Raw genomic sequence first — 19,009 nt, 5'->3', positions numbered from 1 at the left:
TTCTCCCGTTCAAGGTTTATCTTAAGCACCTCAAGTAGCGTGAGCTTTTAGCTGACGGCTGACAGCTGACGGCTGAATGCTTACAGACCAATTGCTAAAAGCTTTAGTTGACAAGCGCCCATCATTACCATGATCCGAAGTTCCCTATTCCGTATTTGCTGTCCCCAGCGCTATAGCTGATAGCTTACTGGCAAGAGCTTGGGAATACCTCTGGTTTCTTTGGGTTATTTCAAACCTTTAATCCCAAACAATAGAAACTGTGTCACCTGAGCCTCACTAAAATTGTTATCACTCACCAAAATTAAACTCTGAGTTCCATCACTCAAGCGCGGACCAAGGGTCATTCCCTCTAAATTATCTAAGTAAATCCCCAATTCACTCAAATCCAGCAACAACTTTTTTTGCAGTGGCTTAATCTTGGAAACATCACCCTTGAGACTAGCAATTTTGGTGGTATCGGTTGCTCCACCGGTCACCACTTGATAAAGTTTGGCACTGAATCCAAATAAACCATAGGTACGCTCCAAACTCAGAAAATGTCCTGCGGTATCCACTGCTAATAACTCAGTTAAACCGTGAGAAAGGGTGTTAGGGGGGTCTGGGTCGAGTAAGTAAAGATGTTCACTAACCAGCATTGGAGGAGTAACGTCTCCAATCAAATAGTGCAACCAACGAATTCCCGCTGCTTGTTCGGTATCTGCTTCTGGCTGGTCTTGGTGTAGGGAGTACTCACTGGCACTAAATAAGCGAAATGACTCTTGCCCACTTGCTGCAGCTAGGCTGATCGGTTCTAAGGTCAATGCCTCAAAGCCTAAGTTATCCTGGATACCATTACTGACTGTTCCTAGGTCAGTGTCATTCGGTAGATAACGCTGGGGAATTTTTAAGTTTTGCAACTGTTGTCCTGTTGCTATATCAAACTGCCGAATGAATGGAGCAATGCCTTGATTAGTAGCCCCTTCACTAGAGATAAATACAGAATCTTTTCCAGACCAAGCAATCCCTTCTGGATCCAGGGTACCCCTTACAAAGGTCTCACCATTTTTATCTTTGAGGAAAGTGACATCTTCCACTTCTACGTTTTCAATCCCTATGTTTCCTGTATCGGTGGGATTGAAGGTTAGTTTTAGGGTGTAGAATCGAGCCGGAGCTAATCGAGAACGATCATCAGAAACAGCTAAAAAGCGATCGCGTTCCCGATCATAGGCCAATCCTGACAACCCTCCCACTACGGTATTTTTGAATTCCGTTTGGGGGAGTTGATACTCCCCTAAGAAGTTCACGGAAAGGTTGAGGAAGGTGCGTTCCTCTGCTGTGATGGCTGGTAAAAAGCTACAGGTAGTGGTCAGGCTACCCAGGAATATTATTACCACAACCCATAGCATATTTGATAGTTTTTTAGGTTTTCTTAACATTAGGTCAGTCTACCAGTACCTTAACTTACTTGTATTATTACTTGGTTCGACCAGAAGTGTTGATTGTTATAAATTAGGTCTAAAAAAAAGTACCAAGCTGTCTACTAACTATTGGTGCTATTTAAAAATTAAATTATGCTCGCGTCATGTTTTTAAAACAGTTTACAAAACGAGTCTTGGATAGCTTAACATCTATCCCTAAAAATTACTACCCTGTCTCTTGATGCAGTCGATCATGGTGCATCTCATATTTGTAAAAAAGAAGGTAATTGTGGGAAGTGTGGGAAGTGTGGGAAGTGTGGGAAGTATGATAATTTTATGATAATTTTGCCTAATTTAATGCATTGAGATGCACCCTTATGCGTTCTGCCCTCTGCCTTCGATACACTTTTATTATGGGTATTTAACCGGACTTGATATAAAATCCTAATGACCGAACAATTGGCAAGAAGTTGACTAGTTTACGAGATGTCTATTACAAACAGACACAAACTATTCACCAGATTGGAACCAAATCCAAAACAAACCTTGGCAAAACATCCTATCCTCTCCTGATAATGTTTGTGGACTAGTTAAAATTTCCACATCTCGATCGGGAGGATAAATTTATACTTGCTGCTGTTGGCGATTAATTAACCATCCCAGTCTTGCGCCATTATCCCTATATTCCCTCATTTTGGCCTGTGTCTTTTCCAGGGAATAACTGGGAGACATTAATTCAACCACAAAATCGGGGCACAAAGGAGCAAATCTTTCTTTTTCCGCTTGAGTCAAAGCATTCCACCGTTCAATTTTCACCCAAGACGCATCTGGAGAGCGCTCTGCACCCGAGGAAAGTTTGAAACCACCGGAAGAGTCAAAGGATTTTCCTAGCTGATTTTGGCGACTCCAAGCTCTTAACTGATACGTTAGATCAGCATTGCGTACGCTAGTTTTGCTACCCGTAGGTGGCATAATAATTAATTATCCTTTAGCTGTACGCTCGAATCTCAAGTCACGGTTAGTTTGACAAAGCTGAAAAAATTGCTTGTCAGTTAAGTCAATAATTAATTCGAGCCTAGCCGGTAAACTGACGGTATTAGGGTTCATCTTATCAGTTTAGATAGTAGCAATAGTTTTCTCAATTATAGTATAGCGCTTTTTAAGCTAGTAAGGTACATTTTTTTTGGTTTTAGGAAGCATGGAGCTAAGGCCGTGGGCCACGCTTTCGGGCTTTGCCCGACCCTGCGCAAACGCCAACGGAGCTTCGGAGCAGTAAAGTTATAAGAGGGAAAATGTAAAAAAAAATTGTACTTTATTAGGCTAAAAAAAACGATATTTTATATCATCCAGACAGACACGGTTTTAAAGGGATATTAGCTTAGTCCAATCATCGTGTAAAATCCCAAGGATAAGCATAAGACAGTTGGGGGTTTCAAGGCTCTGTTAAACTAAATTTTTATTCTCTGTAACAGGGTAATAAAAATCAACATTAAACGTTCAAGATACCAATTTTTTTTTTAGGCATTTTGAATTTAAGCTGTTGCGCATTTAAATTGGATATTATTCAGTTAGCAAAAAACCTTCAAACCCTCTCCAATGCTCCCATTCCCCCCTTACTAAGGGCAGGGCTGTTTCATTCTTTGGGATAAATTGTCAGGTCAATAAGCGTGAAAGGGATGAAACCTTGAAGAGGGTAGCCTTATTACAAAAACTTAAACCTGTTGCCCATAACCTGCCGACCATAAATGCTACCCTCAACTACTGTAACTTCAAGGGAAGTGGGGTGCTGGTGAGAGGATATTTTTAAGGTGAAAAATACCTAAGGTGCGCTTGACCCATTAAGAATTAAATTCGCGCTATAGGTGCGCGCCAAGGGCGATTTACTCGCCCTTGGGTCGCACCTTCGGGTCGCCCTTTTTATTAATAAAAATTCCCCACGGTGCGCGTTCACACCGCTATCTCCCTATCTCCCTATATCCCTATATCCCCACCAATCACATTTTAGTCCGACAATGAAACAGCCCTGGCTTACTAAGGGGGGTTAGGGGGAATTGATGCTCCCCTGCTGTCAGAACCATGGAATTTAAATGAAGACCAGCTTAAGGCTCTGCCTTGATATCTGGAAATGGTGACAAATCCTGAAAAAAATGGTTATAATATCCCTGTGAAGACAAAACATTGATTAACCCTAACAGGTTGATTAACCTTGAGGAATTTACTTAGAATTGCAGAGGTGGTCTATTCTCTATAAGTAGATTTACGGTTACGGCGGTCAACTCAGCAATTCTATAATCCCATCAGTTATTTAAGGGCAGTAAGGCAATGTATAAGAATTGCGTAATTGACATTAACTCCAAGCCTAATAAGGTTGATAGCGTTTGGCGTCTAGCCGAAACATTATCTGTAGAGGAAAAGGCTGAATTGATTGAGCGCTTGCTTGACCAAGAATCGGGGTTGATTGTGCTTTCAGCAACTACCCACTTCGCTGATTATATCCTGGCCCAGATGAGTCTTTTGTCATCAGAGGGCTTGGTGTACGTATTCAGGAAAGTTGCGGCTCAGCTGTCTAGCAAAGGGAATGGTTTGTAGATTGTTATCATTAATCACCCAGAATTTCCAGTTTGTTATTTGTTGTTGGTGGTTAGTAGGGGCGAACAGTTGTTGGCCCCTACAGTAGTTAGTAGAGATCAAGACACTCTGACTAACGACTAACCACTAACTTCTTTGAGTAAGTGACCAGCATTCAACCAGATTTGATGTAACCTCTACATAGACATACTCCAGCCGCACTGGCTGACGAGCAATGGAATCGAGGGGAATCCCATCAAAACAAGCAATAATATCCTTCAGGTCTAAAGACTCTGGTAGCCAAAAGGCTAAATCATTTCCATAGCGGCGATGAGTAAACCCTAATTCTTGGGCACGAGCGATCGCTTGTTCTTCTTGAGGGGTATCTACTACTACAATTTCTTGAGCGGGAATCTTTTGCCGTAACTCAAGCAAACTCCCCTCTGCTACAATCCGTCCCTGTTTAAGAATACCAATTCTCTGGCAAACACGTTCTGCTTCATCAAGGGAATGAGTCGTCAGCAAAATAGTAATTCCCTGGCGCTGAAGACGTCGAATCAAGTCCCAAATTTCATATCGGGCTTCAATATCTAAGCCTGTGGTAGGCTCATCTAAAATAAGTAATTTCGGCTGATGCACTAGAGCCACAGCAATATTCATCCGTCGCTGCATCCCACCACTGAGGGTTTCCACCGGACTTTTTGCCCGCTCTAATAAATTTACTGCAGCAAGGGCAGCGTAAACTTGTTTAGAGCACTGCTGACCATCTAACCCATACAGACGAGCAAAGAAATACAAGTTTTCGTGACAGCTAAGGGTTTGATACAATAAATTCTCTTGGGGAGCAACCCCAATCAGCTTTTTCGTGGCCTCGGAGACTGGCTGGTTATTGATTGCGATCGCACCACTATCTGCTCGTAGTAAGTTACAGATGATATTGATAGTAGTTGTCTTACCTGCACCATTGGGTCCGAGTAAACCATATATTTCTCCCCCTGGAATATTTAGGGTTAAATCCCGCAGAACGTTTCGATTACCGTAAGACTTATTTAATTTATGGATATTTAGCACTAGTTAAACCTTCAGCAATACTAAGGCAATTTAATCAGACTTTTTTTACGCGGGGACGTACAAGTCGAAAGCCCCGTGTTTTTAAACCGGGGATGAAGACTCACAGCGACTAAAGTCGCCTAGAAAAATAAGCGTAGGTTTCCGGAATCATTGGAAAAGATGATATAGTCTAATATTAGGTACAGGCTGAAAAACCGTTGGCTCAGACGGGAGAGAGACCCGCAACTGATTGACCACAAAGTAGTAATGCCGTAAGGGCAGGGAGAATCCTCTTTAAAAACCCAATCGTCAACTAGCAATTGGCGTGTGAACCCAGGAAAAATCACTTTTTAACAACAAGGTACGGTGGGGCACACCGGAACCTGGGGAAATGGTTAAAGTACCCGTTCGCGTAGCGTCGGCTTTGCCGATACGCCTAAGGAGAACTGCCCTCTGGGTCTGTCGTGAATCGACTAGGAATTTGGCACAGCGGATTCTTGGTTTGAGTACTGTCCTGTTTTTGGCGGCGTCAAAGATGGAACACGACGGTTTAAGGTGGCTCGTTGATCTAGGAATCCCCGTCTCGCGATTAGCGGGGAGTGTCAAGATAATCGGATGATTTTATAGGAGTACTAGGGTAAGCATTCAGCTATCAGCGGTCAGCTATCAGCTAATGCTTCACAGGCTTCTAGCCTGTGAAGCATTAGCTGATAGACTTTTCCCCAGACTTTCAATTCTCATTAATCTCGAACTATTAAATTCTCTCGTTTTAGGTTTATTTTAAGCTGAACGCGTAGCGTGAGCTAAAAGCTCACGGCTGACGGCTGACGGCTGAACGCGCACGCGTGCGCGTAGCGCATATGCTTACCTACTAGGTAATAGATAACTGACCCGACTATACTTGAGTTTATTTCTTTGTGCAAACCTCCTCATTTTTCAATAGTTTAAACTAAGTTACCCTGCACCAAACTCCCGTGGGTAATCACAATCTCCTCTCTACCTGAACCATCCCCTGGTATGACAACCATCCGACTATCACCATCACTGAGGCAAAGCCAAACAAAAACCAGAAATGGGACTCGATTTCCACCAAACCCTTGCCATCAGCCCATACTCCCAGCAAGGCTTCGTTCATATGATAAATTGGGTTAAACTTAGCGATTTCCAGTAACTGTTCCGGAAACAAAGCAGTTGGTAAAAACGCACCCCCCAAAATTAATAGAGGTACACCGAAGGTTCCCACTAAGGCATTAACGTCCTCAGTCCGCCGCGCTAATTGAGTTCCCAGAAAAAATCCCACTCCCACATAAGCAATAATACTCAGGACAATAATCAATACCCCTAACAACACCGAACCTTGAAACCTTGCCCCCAAAAATGCTGCTATGGTATAAACCACTAAGGCTTGACCTGTACCAATGCAGCTGTGAGCCAAAAAAATTCCTAAGAAATAGGATATGCCGCCTAATGGAGAGAGAAATAAACGCTTGAGCATTTGCTGTTCTCGTTCTGAGACTACCGTTGCGACGCTACCCCCTAAGCAGCTAAAAAACAAAGCAGCACCGACAATAGTAGTTGGGGCAGCACGTTCAAATGCTTCAGCGGTTGATAGCTGAGCCTGTTCTGCCATAATTAAACCGTTGAGAAATAGCACAGTAATTGGAAAAATACTCCAAAATAATAGGCTACGCTGCCTTCGCCATAGTTCAATCAAGATTCGCTGTGCTACAGCCCAGGTTTCCCGCCAATATTTTATAATTATCCTGTGTATCATTTTTCATGTGGTAATTGTTACTTTAAACTTTAAACTTTAAACTTTAAACTTTAAACTTTAAACTTGAACCCTAGATTTTATCTTTAAATTACCGATCGCCTATCGATTACAAACAGCGTATCAAGGTCTCTGAGATAATAAAGGGCAAAGCAAGCTGCTAACATTGGCCAGGCTGCAAAAAATAGCAAGTTCGGATCATTAAAGGGGCTTATATATTGGTTATAGGATGAGAGAGTTGATCCCCCATGAAATACTAATACGCTACCATAAGTAAATCGTTTTTTCCACCCTATTAAAAAACTGATGATGATGACTAGCTGGATAGCGCCAATAATAATAAAAATGCTGTTACCGAGTCCACTAATAAAGTAAAAGTTTTCATAGACCGCAGCGGGAGCATCCCAATTTGGCACGTTAGCTCTTGTTAGGGGGCTGAAACCCTTGAAATATAGTTGCTTTGGGTAATATTGTTTCCAAAATGAGATGCTCCCACCGCAGCTGCATGTTCAGGACGCACGAATTTATCGATTGTCCACATCAGCATTACTATAAAAACACTGAGGCGCAGTAGAAACAAAACTAGGGGAATTCGATTAGATGCTCTCATGGTAGTTTCAGAAGTAATAGATCGGAGGTAATAGATTCCATAAAAGAATGATAGATCAGATTATATCTGGTAGCGTTGTTATGTTATACCTAGGCTTGACAATAGCTATGGTAAGCATTCAGTTATCAGCCGTCAGTCGTCCCTACTATGAATCCATGACTTCCGTGACAGAGTATAGTTCCTAAAAGAGGTTGAAGGTTGAAGGTTAAACAGGTTGAAGGTTAAACAGGTTGAAGGTTAAACAGGTTGAACGCGATCGCGTGGCCAAAAGCCAAGGTTAAACAGGTTGAAGGTTAAACAGGTTGAACGCGATCGCGTGGCCAAAAGCCAAGGTTAAACAGGTTGAAGGTTAAACAGGTTGAAGGTTAAACAGGTTGAAGGTTAAACAGGTTGAAGGTTAAACAGGTTGAAGGTTAAACAGGTTGAAGGTTAAACAGGTTGAAGGTTGAAGGTTAAACAGGTTGAACGCGATCGCGTGGCCGAAAGGCCAAGGTTTAATAACCACCTAACCGATAACCTGTAACCGATAACCGATAACCTGTAACCGATAACCGATAACCTGTAACCGATAACCGATAACCTGTAACCGATAACCGATAACCTGTAACCGATAACCGGTAAAATATAACCAGATTGCGATCGCATTTCCTAAAATTCTGCTAATATCATTCATTGAAGGTAAATTAACCAGCACCCTTAATCATAAGGATTGGTCAACAGCTCAAATCCTTGATCGTATCACCATTACCGATTCAAATCTCTCGGAAACCGCAAAGCACCTAAAGTAGCCTGGCCTTTTGGCCATCCCTGCTACTTGATCCGATTAGCTAACAGCTACCGCTAGCATCTACTAAAACCATCCTGATACCAGGGAATTTCTACCGTAAGTACTACCGTATGTCATTTAACTGTGACATGCTCCCTCTTAAGAGGAAAATCAACAGGAAAAAACTACCCTCTTAATGGCCTAGTCATACCCAAATTCCCTAATGACCTGCCAGTATGATCTGCTGTCTTAATCCTGATTGCCAGAATCCCATTAATCCGGATGATAACCAGTTTTGCCAAAGCTGTGGTAACAAACTAGTACTCCTGAAAAACCGCTATCGTCCGATTCGACCCATCGGAGATGGGGGATTTGCCAAAACTTATTTGGCAGAAGATAGGGACAAATTGGATGAACAGTGTGTGATTAAGCAGCTAGCCCCCCAACTTGAGGGAACAAAGGCACTCAAGAAGGCACGAGCATTATTTGACCAAGAGGCAAAACAATTGCAAAGGCTGGGACAACATCCCCAAATCCCTACTTTGCTAGCTTACTTTGAAGAAGATCAGCGCTTATATTTGCTCCAAGAGTATATCGAGGGGAAAACCTTAGAGCAAGAGTTGGCAGAAGCAGGACCGTTCAATGAAGACAAGATTAAGGATGTTTTATTTGAACTGCTAACTATTCTCAAGTTTGTGCATCAACAGAAGGTGATTCACCGAGACATTAAACCAGGTAATATCATTCGCCGTCCTGCTGCGGCTCAAGGATCTGAAAAAAAGAGTCAGCTAGTACTAATCGATTTTGGGATAGCCAAGCAATTGAGGGCTACGGTAATGGCTAATATCACTGGCACCACTATCGGTTCGTTTGGCTATGTGCCTATGGAACAAATGGAGGGAGGTAAAGCCTATGCTGCTAGTGATTTATACAGTTTGGGCACGACGTGCTTTCATTTGCTGACCAATGTTCATCCTTGGGATTTGTGGAAGAAACAAGGCTATCGCTGGGTAAATAGTTGGCGAAAGCATTTAAAGCAACCGGTGAGTGAAAAATTGTGGTGGATAATGGATCGGCTGCTCCCAGAAAGCTATCAGCACCGTTATCAGTCTGTAGACCAAGTTTTGGAGGTGTTGGAGCTTCAGTCTGCGCCCTCTGCTAATCCCTCTCAATCAACGTCTAATTATCACGAGTCTTTTCTGAATTTTTTAACGTCATTCAGACAAAATGACCAGTTAAAAAAACAAGTTATGATGGGAGGATTTTCTTTATTATCTCTAGGATTAATTACTCAAGGATATGGATATTTTCGGTATCAAACCTTTCCCTCTAATCTAAGTTTTTTGATTGCTGGATTACCCAGCAGTACCTACCTCAAAACTACTCTGAGTGGACACAGTAACTCAGTGCGTTCTATTGCAGTTAGTCCTGATAGTCAATATTTGGTCAGTGGTAGTAATGATCATACTATAAAAATTTGGGATTTGCCGAAAGGTGAGTTAGTCAGAACCCTTAATGGCCATGATGGTAATGTTTATTCCGTCGCTATTACTCCTGATGGAGAAACTATTGTTAGTGGTGGAGATGACAACACTGTAAAGATTTGGAATTTGAAAACGGGTCAGCTAAAAAAGAATCTCACTGGTCATCAGGGTTTTATTAGTTCTGTTGCGATTAGTTCTGATGGACAAACGTTAGTAAGTGGAAGTTATGACCAAACTATCAAAGTTTGGAATTTACCGACGGGTAAGCTTAAACAAACCTTAACGGGGGAAACGAATTGGGTTAGTTCGGTGGTGATTAGCCCTGATGGCAAAACATTAGTTAGTGGTAATGGGGGCAATACGATCAGAATTTGGGATTTGGATACAGGTAATCTAAAAAAGACCCTCACCGGTCATAGAGATTCCGTTGTTTCTATAATCATTAGTCCTGATGGTAAAACATTATTTAGTAGTAGTCTAGACCGTAATATTAAGATTTGGGATTTAACAATTGGTGAATTCAAAAATACCTTGACTGGACATATATACTATGTTCATTCTCTGGCGATTAGCCCAGATGGTAAAACCTTGGTTAGTGGTAGTGCTAATAATACCATTAAGGTTTGGAATTTAGAAACGGGTGAGTTGAAAAATACCCTCACTGGTCATACAAACTGGGTGAGTTCTCTGGCGATTAGTCCCGATGGAAAAACCTTAGTCAGTGGGAGTAGAGATGATAGTATTAAACTTTGGAAGTTGCCTTAATTTATGAGAGTAAGCTGGTGTTAATTTAAAATTTTAGGTTATGAGAGCAAGGGAACAGGGAGCAGGGAGCAGGGAGCAGGGGTAAAGAGTTTTATTTTTTTGATAACTAAATAATATCTAATTGAAATGCACAACAGCTTAAAGGATAAAGTGTAAAGTCTAAGCTGTAAACTGTAAAGTGTAAACCGTTAATAAAATTTAAATGCATACCTGGCACTGGCACACTTGGAACAATTTGCCCTATTTAACGAGTAGCCTATTGAAGCAATGGAATCACGGCTTCTTTTCCTCAGCATTTTCTCCCCGTTCTCCTGAAGAAATGGTCGATGTACTCCAGCCTGATGCCCAGGTGTATCGAGTTAAACAGGTCCACGGCAATACAGTACTGACTCCTGGGGAAATTGAAAGTACCCAAAACGGTGAGCCAGACTCCGATAAACCACCGGCTGATGGTATTATAAGTGAGGAAGCTAACCAAGGTGTTTGGGTTTGTACGGCAGATTGTACGCCCTTACTGATTGGGGATATCGAAACGGGACAGGTAGCAGCAATTCATGCGGGCTGGCGGGGTACTGCTCAAAAGATTGTTCCTAATGCGATCGCACGATTGCTAAACAATGGTAGCCGTAAAGAAAATTTACGCATTGCTCTCGGTCCAGCAATTACAGGGGAATGCTATCAGGTATCAGAAACGGTGGCGGCTGAAGTGGGAGCTAGTATTGTATCTACTGATCAAGGGAATACCACTGAATCAATTATGGGGGTTTTGCAGCAGCTAGACGACTCCCCAATATTAGAGGACCCGAAACCCGGACGAGTACGCTTGGATGTGCGGCGAGTGAATGTCTTACAGTTGGAACAATTGGGCATTGATTCAGAACAAATTGCGATCGCACCCCACTGCACTTACTCTGAACCGGAGCGTTTTTTTTCCTATCGCCGTAATCAACTCAAGAAAGTTCAGTGGTCTGGTATTATTAGCTATTGAAGCGTAAGCTATCAGCGTGTCGCGTATCAGCTATCAGCTAATGAACTACAGATTGTGCTACTTGATGTGGTTATGGGCTATTAGGAAGCTACACCGAACAGCTTTTTAATAAGCCATGCAGAGGTGCGACCCGTGGCGAATTTAATTCGCCTACGGAAAACGCACCATTACCGACCTGCGGGGGTTTCCCCCACTCGGGCTTTGCATCAAGAAAACAAGTAAGCATTCGAATAATGCTGAGTTATGGAAAGCACCTCAAGCAGCTTGATCCAAAGGCTGACGGCTGACGGCTGACGGCTGAATGCAACGGAACCGGTACGACAATAGCAAAGAAACGTCCTTGAATCCATGCCACGCACCCCTAGATTAACCTTTGACCGGGGAACTCTGATTTTGCATCCACCACCGAGGGGTAAAGCTTGGGTGGAGTATGCGACTTGGGATGATCGGGTAGAAAAGTTTCGGATTAGAGGAATTCACTATCGTCCTCTGGTAGAAAGCTTACTCAGAGACAAGGTTGATTTTATTGATGATGCTAGGGAATTTGTGCCTCTGCCACTAGTATCTAGTTTTGAGATGGAACCTTATCCCCATCAACTGGAAGCTCTATTGGCATGGAAGCAAGCCGGTCGTAAAGGGGTAGTGGTGCTACCAACCGGAGCAGGTAAGACTTATCTGGCACAGTTGGCAATGCAAGACACTCCTCGTAGTACCATAGTTGTGGTACCAACCCTAGATTTAATGCACCAGTGGTATGCTCAACTGGAGGCAGCCTTTCCAGATGTGGAGGTGGGAGTGTTGGGGGGTGGTTCTCGCGATCGCACGCCTATCCTGATCGCCACCTATGATAGTGCCACTATTCATGCGGAAACCTTAGGGAATCGGTACGCTTTGGTGATTTTTGATGAGTGTCATCACTTACCTACGGATTTTTATAAGGTGATTGCGGAATATGCGATCGCACCCTATCGGTTAGGATTGACAGCAACCCCAGAACGCTCCGATGGCCGTCATTGGGATCTTAATGGTTTGATAGGACCAGAGGTTTATCGGAAAAGCCCTGATCAATTGGCGGGTTTGGCACTAGCTGACCATAAGGTAATTCAGATTAAGGTGAAGCTTTCCCAAAAAGAACGCGATCGCTATAATTCTTGCATGACCTTGCGCAATGATTTTTTGCGGACCTCCAACATTCATCTCGGCAGTATTAAAGGTTGGCAGGAGTTTGTGATGGCAAGTGCGCGATCGCAAAGCGGACGCCGTGCCATGTTAGCTCACCGGGAGGCCAAGGAAATTGCTTTGGGTACCGATGGAAAATTAAGGATTTTGCTAGATTTACTGGCTCAGCATTACCCAGAGAAGATGTTAATTTTTACCAATGGTAATGCTACACTTTATCGCATTTCTCAAGAGTTATTGATTCCGGCGATTACTCATCAAACTCCAGTCAAAGAGCGTCATGATATTTTGAAGCGATTTCGGGAAGGAGAGTATCGCTGTTTAGCGGCATCCCATGTGTTGAATGAGGGAGTCGATGTACCCGATGCGCGAGTGGCGATTATCTTGTCAGGAACTGGTTCATCTCGGGAGTATATCCAGCGCTTGGGTCGGGTATTGCGTAAAGGTAAAGATGGGGAGAAGGTAGCGTTATTGTATGAAGTGGTAGCTGAGGATACCTCTGAAGAACGAACCTCTTGGCGTCGCCATGGTGGTGGTAGCAAGAATGAACCGCGAAGGCGCAAACAGCCGGAAGGTGCCAAGACCGGTAAGCAGTTAGAGTTATTGCCAGAGCAGGGTTATCAGGTCAAGCCTAGGAGTAGCCCCAGGGCGGCTGAGTCCAAGGGGAAGTGGTCAGAAGAAGAAGATGATTTTTGAGTAGGATGATTAGGTGATCACTGAGTATTGCCCCCATTCCCAAATCTAGGGATTAGGGGGCAATACTAACTCAATTTACTAAGTCTTATTCAATCTAAAATATTGCATCAGAGCTAATATTAAAACTGGTGTCATCTTGTAAGACGGCAATTAAGTCCCCCTTGTAATATAGCGTTGTATCCAGTGCTGAGGTACCACTAACATCAATAAGCTTAAACACAATGTAATCACTGATCACACCGCCGAGCTGAACTTTATCACCTTCTGTCTGATTAAAGTCAGTGATTGTCGCAAATCCTGAGCTAGTATCACCAAAGTAACCAATCTCGGTGCCAACACCATTTTTACCTAAGACGAAAGTATCCGCACCCGTACCACCAGTTAGGGTGTCCAGTTCACCTTGACTACTACCTTCATAACCTTGGATAAAGTCATTACCAGATCCACCGGTCAGGGTATCGTTGCCAGAGCCACCATCAAGGGTGTCATTACCACCATTCCCATATAAGTAGTCATTCCCAGATTTACCCCAGAGGACGTTGTTGGAATTGTTACCACTGATGCTGTTGTTGAGGCTGTTACCGTAGCCGTAGTTATTAGCACTACCAGTAAGGGTCAAGTGTTCCAGGTTATCTCCTAGGGTGTAGCTGATGGAGGAGTTTACATTATCAATACCCTGATTGATATATTCAGTCACCACATCCCCGGTGCTGTCAACTACATAGCGGTCATTACCCGTCCCACCATACATCCAGTCACTGCCTGTACCACCATCCAGGTAGTCGTTGCCAGAGTTACCATAAAGGGTGTCGTTGCCAGAGCCACCATAAAGGGAGTCGTTGCCAGAGCCACCACGGAGGTAGTCATTACCTAGATCACCGCTAAGGGTGTCATTACCAGCATTCCCATACAAGTAGTCACTGCCAGAATTCCCCCAGAGGTAGTTGTTGTAACTGTTACCACTGATGCTGTTGTTGAGGCTGTTACCGTAGCCGTAGTAAGCACTACCAGTCAGAGTCAAGTTTTCCAGGTTAGCTCCTAGGGTGTAGCTGATGGAGGAGTATAGTGTATCAATACCCTGATTGAAGTATTCGGTGACCACATCCCCGGTGCTGTTAACTACATAGCGGTCATTACCCGTCCCACCATACATCCAGTCACTGCCTGTACCACCATCCAGATAGTCGTTGCCAGAGCCACCATAAAGGGTGTCGTTGCCTGTACCACCATAAAGGGAGTCGTTGCCTACATCACCGCTAAGAGTGTCATTACCACCATACCCATACAAGTAGTCATTGCCAGATTTCCCCCAGAGGAAGTTGTTGTAACTGTTACCACTGATCCTATTGTTGAGGCTGTTACCGTAGCCGGAGTAAGCACTACCAGTCAGGGTCAAGTGTTCCAGGTTAGCTCCTAGGGTGTAGCTGATCGAGGATTTGACTGTATCAATACCCTGATTGAAGTATTCGGTGACCACATCCCCCGTGCTGTCAACTACATAAAGGTCATGACCCGTGCCACCATACATCCGGTCACTGCCTGTACCACCATCAAGGGTGTCGTTGCCAAAGTAACCAGAGAGGGTGTCGTTGCCAGAGCCACCATTGAGGTAGTCATGACCAGAGCCACCACTGAGGTAATCATTACCGCCCTTACCATAAAGATTGTCGTTACCATCATCACCATAAATGGTGTCGTTTTTCGGGCCACCAATCAGGGTATCGTTGCCACCATTGCCGGACATTGTCCAAGACTTCCATCTCTGGAATATAAACCGACGTTCTTTGTGTGCTTGTTTGTAGTTGTTTAAGTCGTTACCGGTGTAAGTTCCCATATCATTTGCTCCTTACCGATTGCAATTGTTTGAAAATTTGTGGATTGTTCTATTCGGAAAGATTCACTCTATTTGTCTGAGTTGTATCTAGAAAAGTTATTCAAGAAATACTCATTATCAATAGTGGAACCTAAGACACCCAGTTTATGGGTAAATCAAGGGTAATTTTGATCAACAATCCTGATGTTGACCATTACATATTTCCAAAAAATCACAAAAATAATCTATTAATAGCGTAAATAACTTGATTATTAAACGCTACTACATCGTGATTTTATTGATAATCCCTTGATGAATTAACAGGTCAGTTCATTTAACAATCAAGTCGATCAAGTCAATTGGTTAGAACCTATAGACCCCTTGATTAATGGAGCACCATGAACTGATATATCCGAGACAGATAGTTTGAATCTGGATCTAAGTAATTAGGAGTTAAATCAACTCTTACTATTGATGGCTTAATTAGCTCCAATCTGATTATAGATCTTACTAAGATAAAAATTATAACGTTTACAAAAAGTTCACTATTTTTTTAAACTACATAAAGCTTTGAGAAAGATGAGATAAAATTATGCATAACAGTTATCAATTCGGTCCAAAGGTGCCCAGACAGTTAAGCAGTTGGAGTTCCAGAGGTGATCAGGTTAAGCATAAAAGTACCCCCAGGACGGCTGAGTCCAAGGGGCAGTGGGGAGATGAGGATGATGAGTTTTAGTATTTCTCAAAAGGTGATAGGGTGATCTGGTGATGGGGTGCTAGCTATGAATGCAACTTGGTACCAACACCCCTCTGACTAGGTATCCCATCAGCAGCTTTCCCCTAAACTCAGAGAGCCAGTAAAGCAAACAATCCTACTTGTCACCCCGTCAGATCAAGTCCTTTGGCGACTAGACTGAGATAAAGTCAGTAGCCGTCAGTAAACCACTAGAATCGACATAAGCAATGATCTCTGCACCTAAGTTGATTCGAGTGCCATTGGTAATAGAAACACCAGATCTTGTACCTGTGAATGAGCTTAAGCTGTAATTGGACAATGACCCGGAAATCTGGATCTTGTCAGAGTCAGTTTCCCCAGCGAAGCTAAATCTGTCGAAATTGTCAATCACAGCGTAATCTAGACCAGCACCGTTGTAATAGATCGAGCCACTGGTGCCTAGGATAATCAGATCCCTGGCACCAAAATCACCAGGATCAAGGATATCAATTTCACCAACACCGTCCAGAATACTGTTAGTACCGTTCAGGGTATCTGAGCCCAAACCTCCAACTAGGGTATCGTTACCACCTGCGCCAGTGAGGGTGTCATTGCCAGAACCACCGTTGAGGCTATCATTGCCAAAATTTACAGTCGAATCATCACCCGTGAGCCGATCATTCCCACTGCCACCAAGTAGAGTGTCGTTTCCGGCTTCTCCCTGAAGTGTATCGTTACCCGCACCGCCATCTAGACGATCACCAATTGTATCAACACTTCCGAGAGTATCTGAGTCCAGGGAATCATTGCCACTACCGCCAATCAAGGTATCCGCTCCCCCTTGACCTTGAAGAGTGTCATTACCACCATTACCATCGAGGCGGTTTGCGCCGCTGGTACCGATAATTGTCTCACCCCCCTGAGAGCCCTCGACGTTCTCAAAACTGCGAATTGTTTCGGTATTACCTCCAGAAACTGAGGTGGTCTCAGTTGCCAGGTTGATGGTGACCCTACCGGAAGTAAATGTGACATTGGAATAATCGATAGTGTCGATTCCTGAACCGCCATTGTGGATGTCGAAATTCACCAAATCGGCGTCGATTATCCGATCATTACCACTACCACCATTGGTGGTGTCGGCTCCAGCTCCACCATTGAGTATGTCGTTACCAAAACTACCATTCAGAATGTCGGTTCCAGCTCCACCATTCAGAATGTCATTCCCAAAACCACCGTTGAGGTTATCATTTCCGGCATCTCCATTCAGAGTATCGTTCCCAAAACCACCATTGAGTGTGTCATTACCACCATTACCATCGAGGCGGTTTGCGCCGCTGGTACCGATGATTGTCTCACCCCCCTGAGAGCCTTCAACGTTCTCAAAATTGCGAATTGTCTCGGTATTACCTCCAGAAACCGAGGTGGTCTCAGTCCCTAGGTTGATGGTGACCCGACCGGAACTAAATGTGACATTGGAATAATCGATAGTGTCGATTCCTGTACCCCCATTGTGGATGTCGAAATTCACAAAATCGTCGTCGATTATCCGATCATTACCAGAACCACCATTGGTTCTGTCGGCTCCAGCTTTACCATTGATGGTGTCATTGCCGCCAAATCCATTCAGAGTATCATTCCCAGCTCCACCATTAAGTGTGTCGTTGCCAGGACCGCCAAATATGAATGCCATTGTTTTCTCCTTAGAGTAAAATTTTTAATTTAGTTAGAGTAAGTAATTCTGCTTTATGACTTACAGAACCTATAATCAGTTTTGCTATCAAGAGCATCAAGGCTTTTTGATTGCCCTCACTATGTTAATCACTCCGAAAATCCAATTTTTCTACAATTTTATATAAAGTTTTGTAACTATTCCAAAATATAAAGTTTTGTAACGAATTTCATAAAACTTGGAAACTACCCTGATAACTAATTACACAAGCATTCCTGAATGGTCATGAGCAAGCAAATTCAACATCTGGTGATTAAATCAAAACAAGATACGATTGAAAATCAACAGCGGTATCAGGTTTTGGCAGAACTAGTTGAGCATATTTTGCGTACCCGTAAAGTGTGTCGCCCACGGCCAGGTCACCCTCTATCTGGCATCTATCTAGAGATATATCAGACCGTACAGGAGCAGCTCAACCATCAACTTGAGGAGGATATTGATAGCCCATATCTACAAATGACTTCTGAAAAGGAGTGGGCCTCTTGGCGGGATAGTCTTTTTAAGAAGGTACTCGACGAGAGTCGTCTTCAGCAGCTAGCCCTAGAAGCACAACGGCATCAACCCCATAGCCCAGAGCGATTTTATGCCTTAACGGAATTGCTCAATGCCATTAAGCTTTCCGGTAAGCTTTGCTATCGAGGCAAATTTTCCCCTGAGGTCTATGATGATGCTGTGAATCGGACATTGTATTATGTCTATCAAAACCTCAATCACTACAATCAAGCAAAAGGGAAATTTATAGCCTGGGTCAATTATCGCCTTGATAAGATGTTACAAAAGGCTCAACAAGACCTCAATGACCCATTTATCCAAGCTCAATCTGGCAAAATTGTCAGAATCAAATATCAGTTGAACGCTCTGATTAAAAGCACCAAACTAGATTCTGTGATTTTTTGGATCACACTAAGCATTAAAGGCTTAATTATAGACAAGACCCAGATCAGTAACGTTACTAAAATTCTGATGGTCTTATTGTTGTTGTCCCAGTTAATCGCAAAAGACCGGACAAAGGGAGATTCATTAGTCTTTGAGATGGCTAAAGCCTCTCTGCCTTTCTCCTCAAACTTTTCTGAGCTGACTGGGGAATCGATGACCATAGAGACTGTGGCACAACCGGAAACAGAACTGACGTTGTATGACCAGCTCAGATACTATTTTAAAGCAGACCCGGAAAAGCTCTTACAGAAACATATCAAAAACCATCCTTCCGCCACATTGCAAGTGATAGGGTTAGCCTACCTCGACGGAAAAAAATGGCAAGAGATATCGGATTCTTTAGGAATTAAAATTTCATCCCTGAATAACTTCTTTCAACGTAATATTAGGAAATTATCCCCTGAAATCAAGAGATATATAGAGGAAGAGCTGGGCTGAAAATTGTATAAACAAATACAGGCTTGTCCAAATCGGTGCTTAATCTGCTCAATACATAAACTTAGATCACCTGTAGGGGTTAAAGGGAATTATTCCTCTACCTA

At 43.2% G+C, this 19,009-nt stretch carries 13 protein-coding genes and 1 pseudogene; 5 read left to right on the top strand and 9 right to left on the bottom strand.

Annotated elements, in window-relative coordinates; genetic code table 11:
* Positions 1-224: 224 nt before the first annotated feature.
* Both F6K64_RS07630 and F6K64_RS07625 read right to left on the bottom strand, forming a co-directional pair.
* Entirely contained in the window at positions 225-1,385 is a 1,161-nt protein-coding gene (locus F6K64_RS07630) for an esterase-like activity of phytase family protein (protein ID WP_008180175.1), read from the bottom strand.
* Positions 1,386-1,911: 526 nt separating this feature from the next.
* Positions 1,912-2,504 (bottom strand): annotated as a pseudogene (locus F6K64_RS07625) (Uma2 family endonuclease).
* Between the two features lie 1,215 nt (positions 2,505-3,719).
* On the opposite strand from F6K64_RS07625, the gene F6K64_RS07620 reads away from it, so the two are divergent.
* Complete coding sequence (locus F6K64_RS07620) at positions 3,720-3,986, top strand: hypothetical protein (RefSeq protein WP_008180172.1); 267 nt, start codon at positions 3,720-3,722, stop codon at positions 3,984-3,986.
* 126 nt (positions 3,987-4,112) lie between these two features.
* Here the strand turns inward: F6K64_RS07620 and F6K64_RS07615 are convergent, their stop codons facing one another.
* The 5 genes from F6K64_RS07615 to F6K64_RS07595 form a co-directional block, all read right to left on the bottom strand.
* Complete coding sequence (locus F6K64_RS07615) at positions 4,113-5,036, bottom strand: ABC transporter ATP-binding protein (RefSeq protein ID WP_287265209.1); 924 nt, start codon at positions 5,034-5,036, stop codon at positions 4,113-4,115.
* 961 nt (positions 5,037-5,997) lie between these two features.
* A complete protein-coding gene (locus F6K64_RS07610) occupies positions 5,998-6,771 on the bottom strand; it encodes an ABC transporter permease (protein ID WP_287250279.1) in 774 nt (257 codons plus the stop codon).
* Between the two features lie 101 nt (positions 6,772-6,872).
* A complete protein-coding gene (locus F6K64_RS07605; RefSeq protein ID WP_287265208.1) occupies positions 6,873-7,202 on the bottom strand; it encodes a hypothetical protein in 330 nt (109 codons plus the stop codon).
* Between the two features lie 11 nt (positions 7,203-7,213).
* A complete protein-coding gene (locus tag F6K64_RS07600; protein WP_287265207.1) occupies positions 7,214-7,396 on the bottom strand; it encodes a hypothetical protein in 183 nt (60 codons plus the stop codon).
* 505 nt (positions 7,397-7,901) lie between these two features.
* A complete protein-coding gene (locus F6K64_RS07595; RefSeq protein ID WP_008180164.1) occupies positions 7,902-8,069 on the bottom strand; it encodes a hypothetical protein in 168 nt (55 codons plus the stop codon).
* A gap of 329 nt (positions 8,070-8,398) precedes the next feature.
* Here F6K64_RS07595 and F6K64_RS07590 point away from each other — a divergent pair, with 329 nt between their 5' ends.
* From F6K64_RS07590 to F6K64_RS07580, 3 genes are all read left to right on the top strand, one after another.
* A complete protein-coding gene (locus tag F6K64_RS07590; RefSeq protein ID WP_287265205.1) occupies positions 8,399-10,411 on the top strand; it encodes a protein kinase domain-containing protein in 2,013 nt (670 codons plus the stop codon).
* 202 nt (positions 10,412-10,613) lie between these two features.
* Positions 10,614-11,399 (top strand): peptidoglycan editing factor PgeF, encoded by a 786-nt coding sequence (gene pgeF / locus F6K64_RS07585; protein WP_287265204.1) that lies wholly within the window; start codon positions 10,614-10,616, stop codon positions 11,397-11,399.
* A 348-nt stretch (positions 11,400-11,747) separates the two neighbouring features.
* Complete coding sequence (locus tag F6K64_RS07580) at positions 11,748-13,274, top strand: DEAD/DEAH box helicase (RefSeq protein WP_287265202.1); 1,527 nt, start codon at positions 11,748-11,750, stop codon at positions 13,272-13,274.
* Positions 13,275-13,368: 94 nt separating this feature from the next.
* Here F6K64_RS07580 and F6K64_RS07575 read toward each other — a convergent pair whose 3' ends face one another.
* Both F6K64_RS07575 and F6K64_RS07570 read right to left on the bottom strand, forming a co-directional pair.
* Positions 13,369-15,108 (bottom strand): calcium-binding protein, encoded by a 1,740-nt coding sequence (locus tag F6K64_RS07575; RefSeq protein ID WP_287265200.1) that lies wholly within the window; start codon positions 15,106-15,108, stop codon positions 13,369-13,371.
* An 887-nt stretch (positions 15,109-15,995) separates the two neighbouring features.
* The gene (locus F6K64_RS07570; protein WP_287265199.1) at positions 15,996-17,492 is read right to left on the bottom strand and encodes a calcium-binding protein; all 1,497 of its coding nucleotides are present in this window, start codon (positions 17,490-17,492) and stop codon (positions 15,996-15,998) included.
* A gap of 264 nt (positions 17,493-17,756) precedes the next feature.
* Here F6K64_RS07570 and F6K64_RS07565 point away from each other — a divergent pair, with 264 nt between their 5' ends.
* Positions 17,757-18,905, top strand: coding sequence for a hypothetical protein (locus tag F6K64_RS07565; protein ID WP_287265197.1), 1,149 nt, complete (start codon positions 17,757-17,759; stop codon positions 18,903-18,905).
* Positions 18,906-19,009: the final 104 nt, after the last annotated feature.

It is taken from the genome of Moorena sp. SIO3A2 (assembly GCF_010672265.1).
GTDB lineage: Bacteria > Cyanobacteriota > Cyanobacteriia > Cyanobacteriales > Coleofasciculaceae > Moorena > Moorena producens.
The sequence above is the reverse complement of the archived record's forward strand: the minus strand, read 5'-3'. Positions and strand labels throughout refer to the sequence as shown.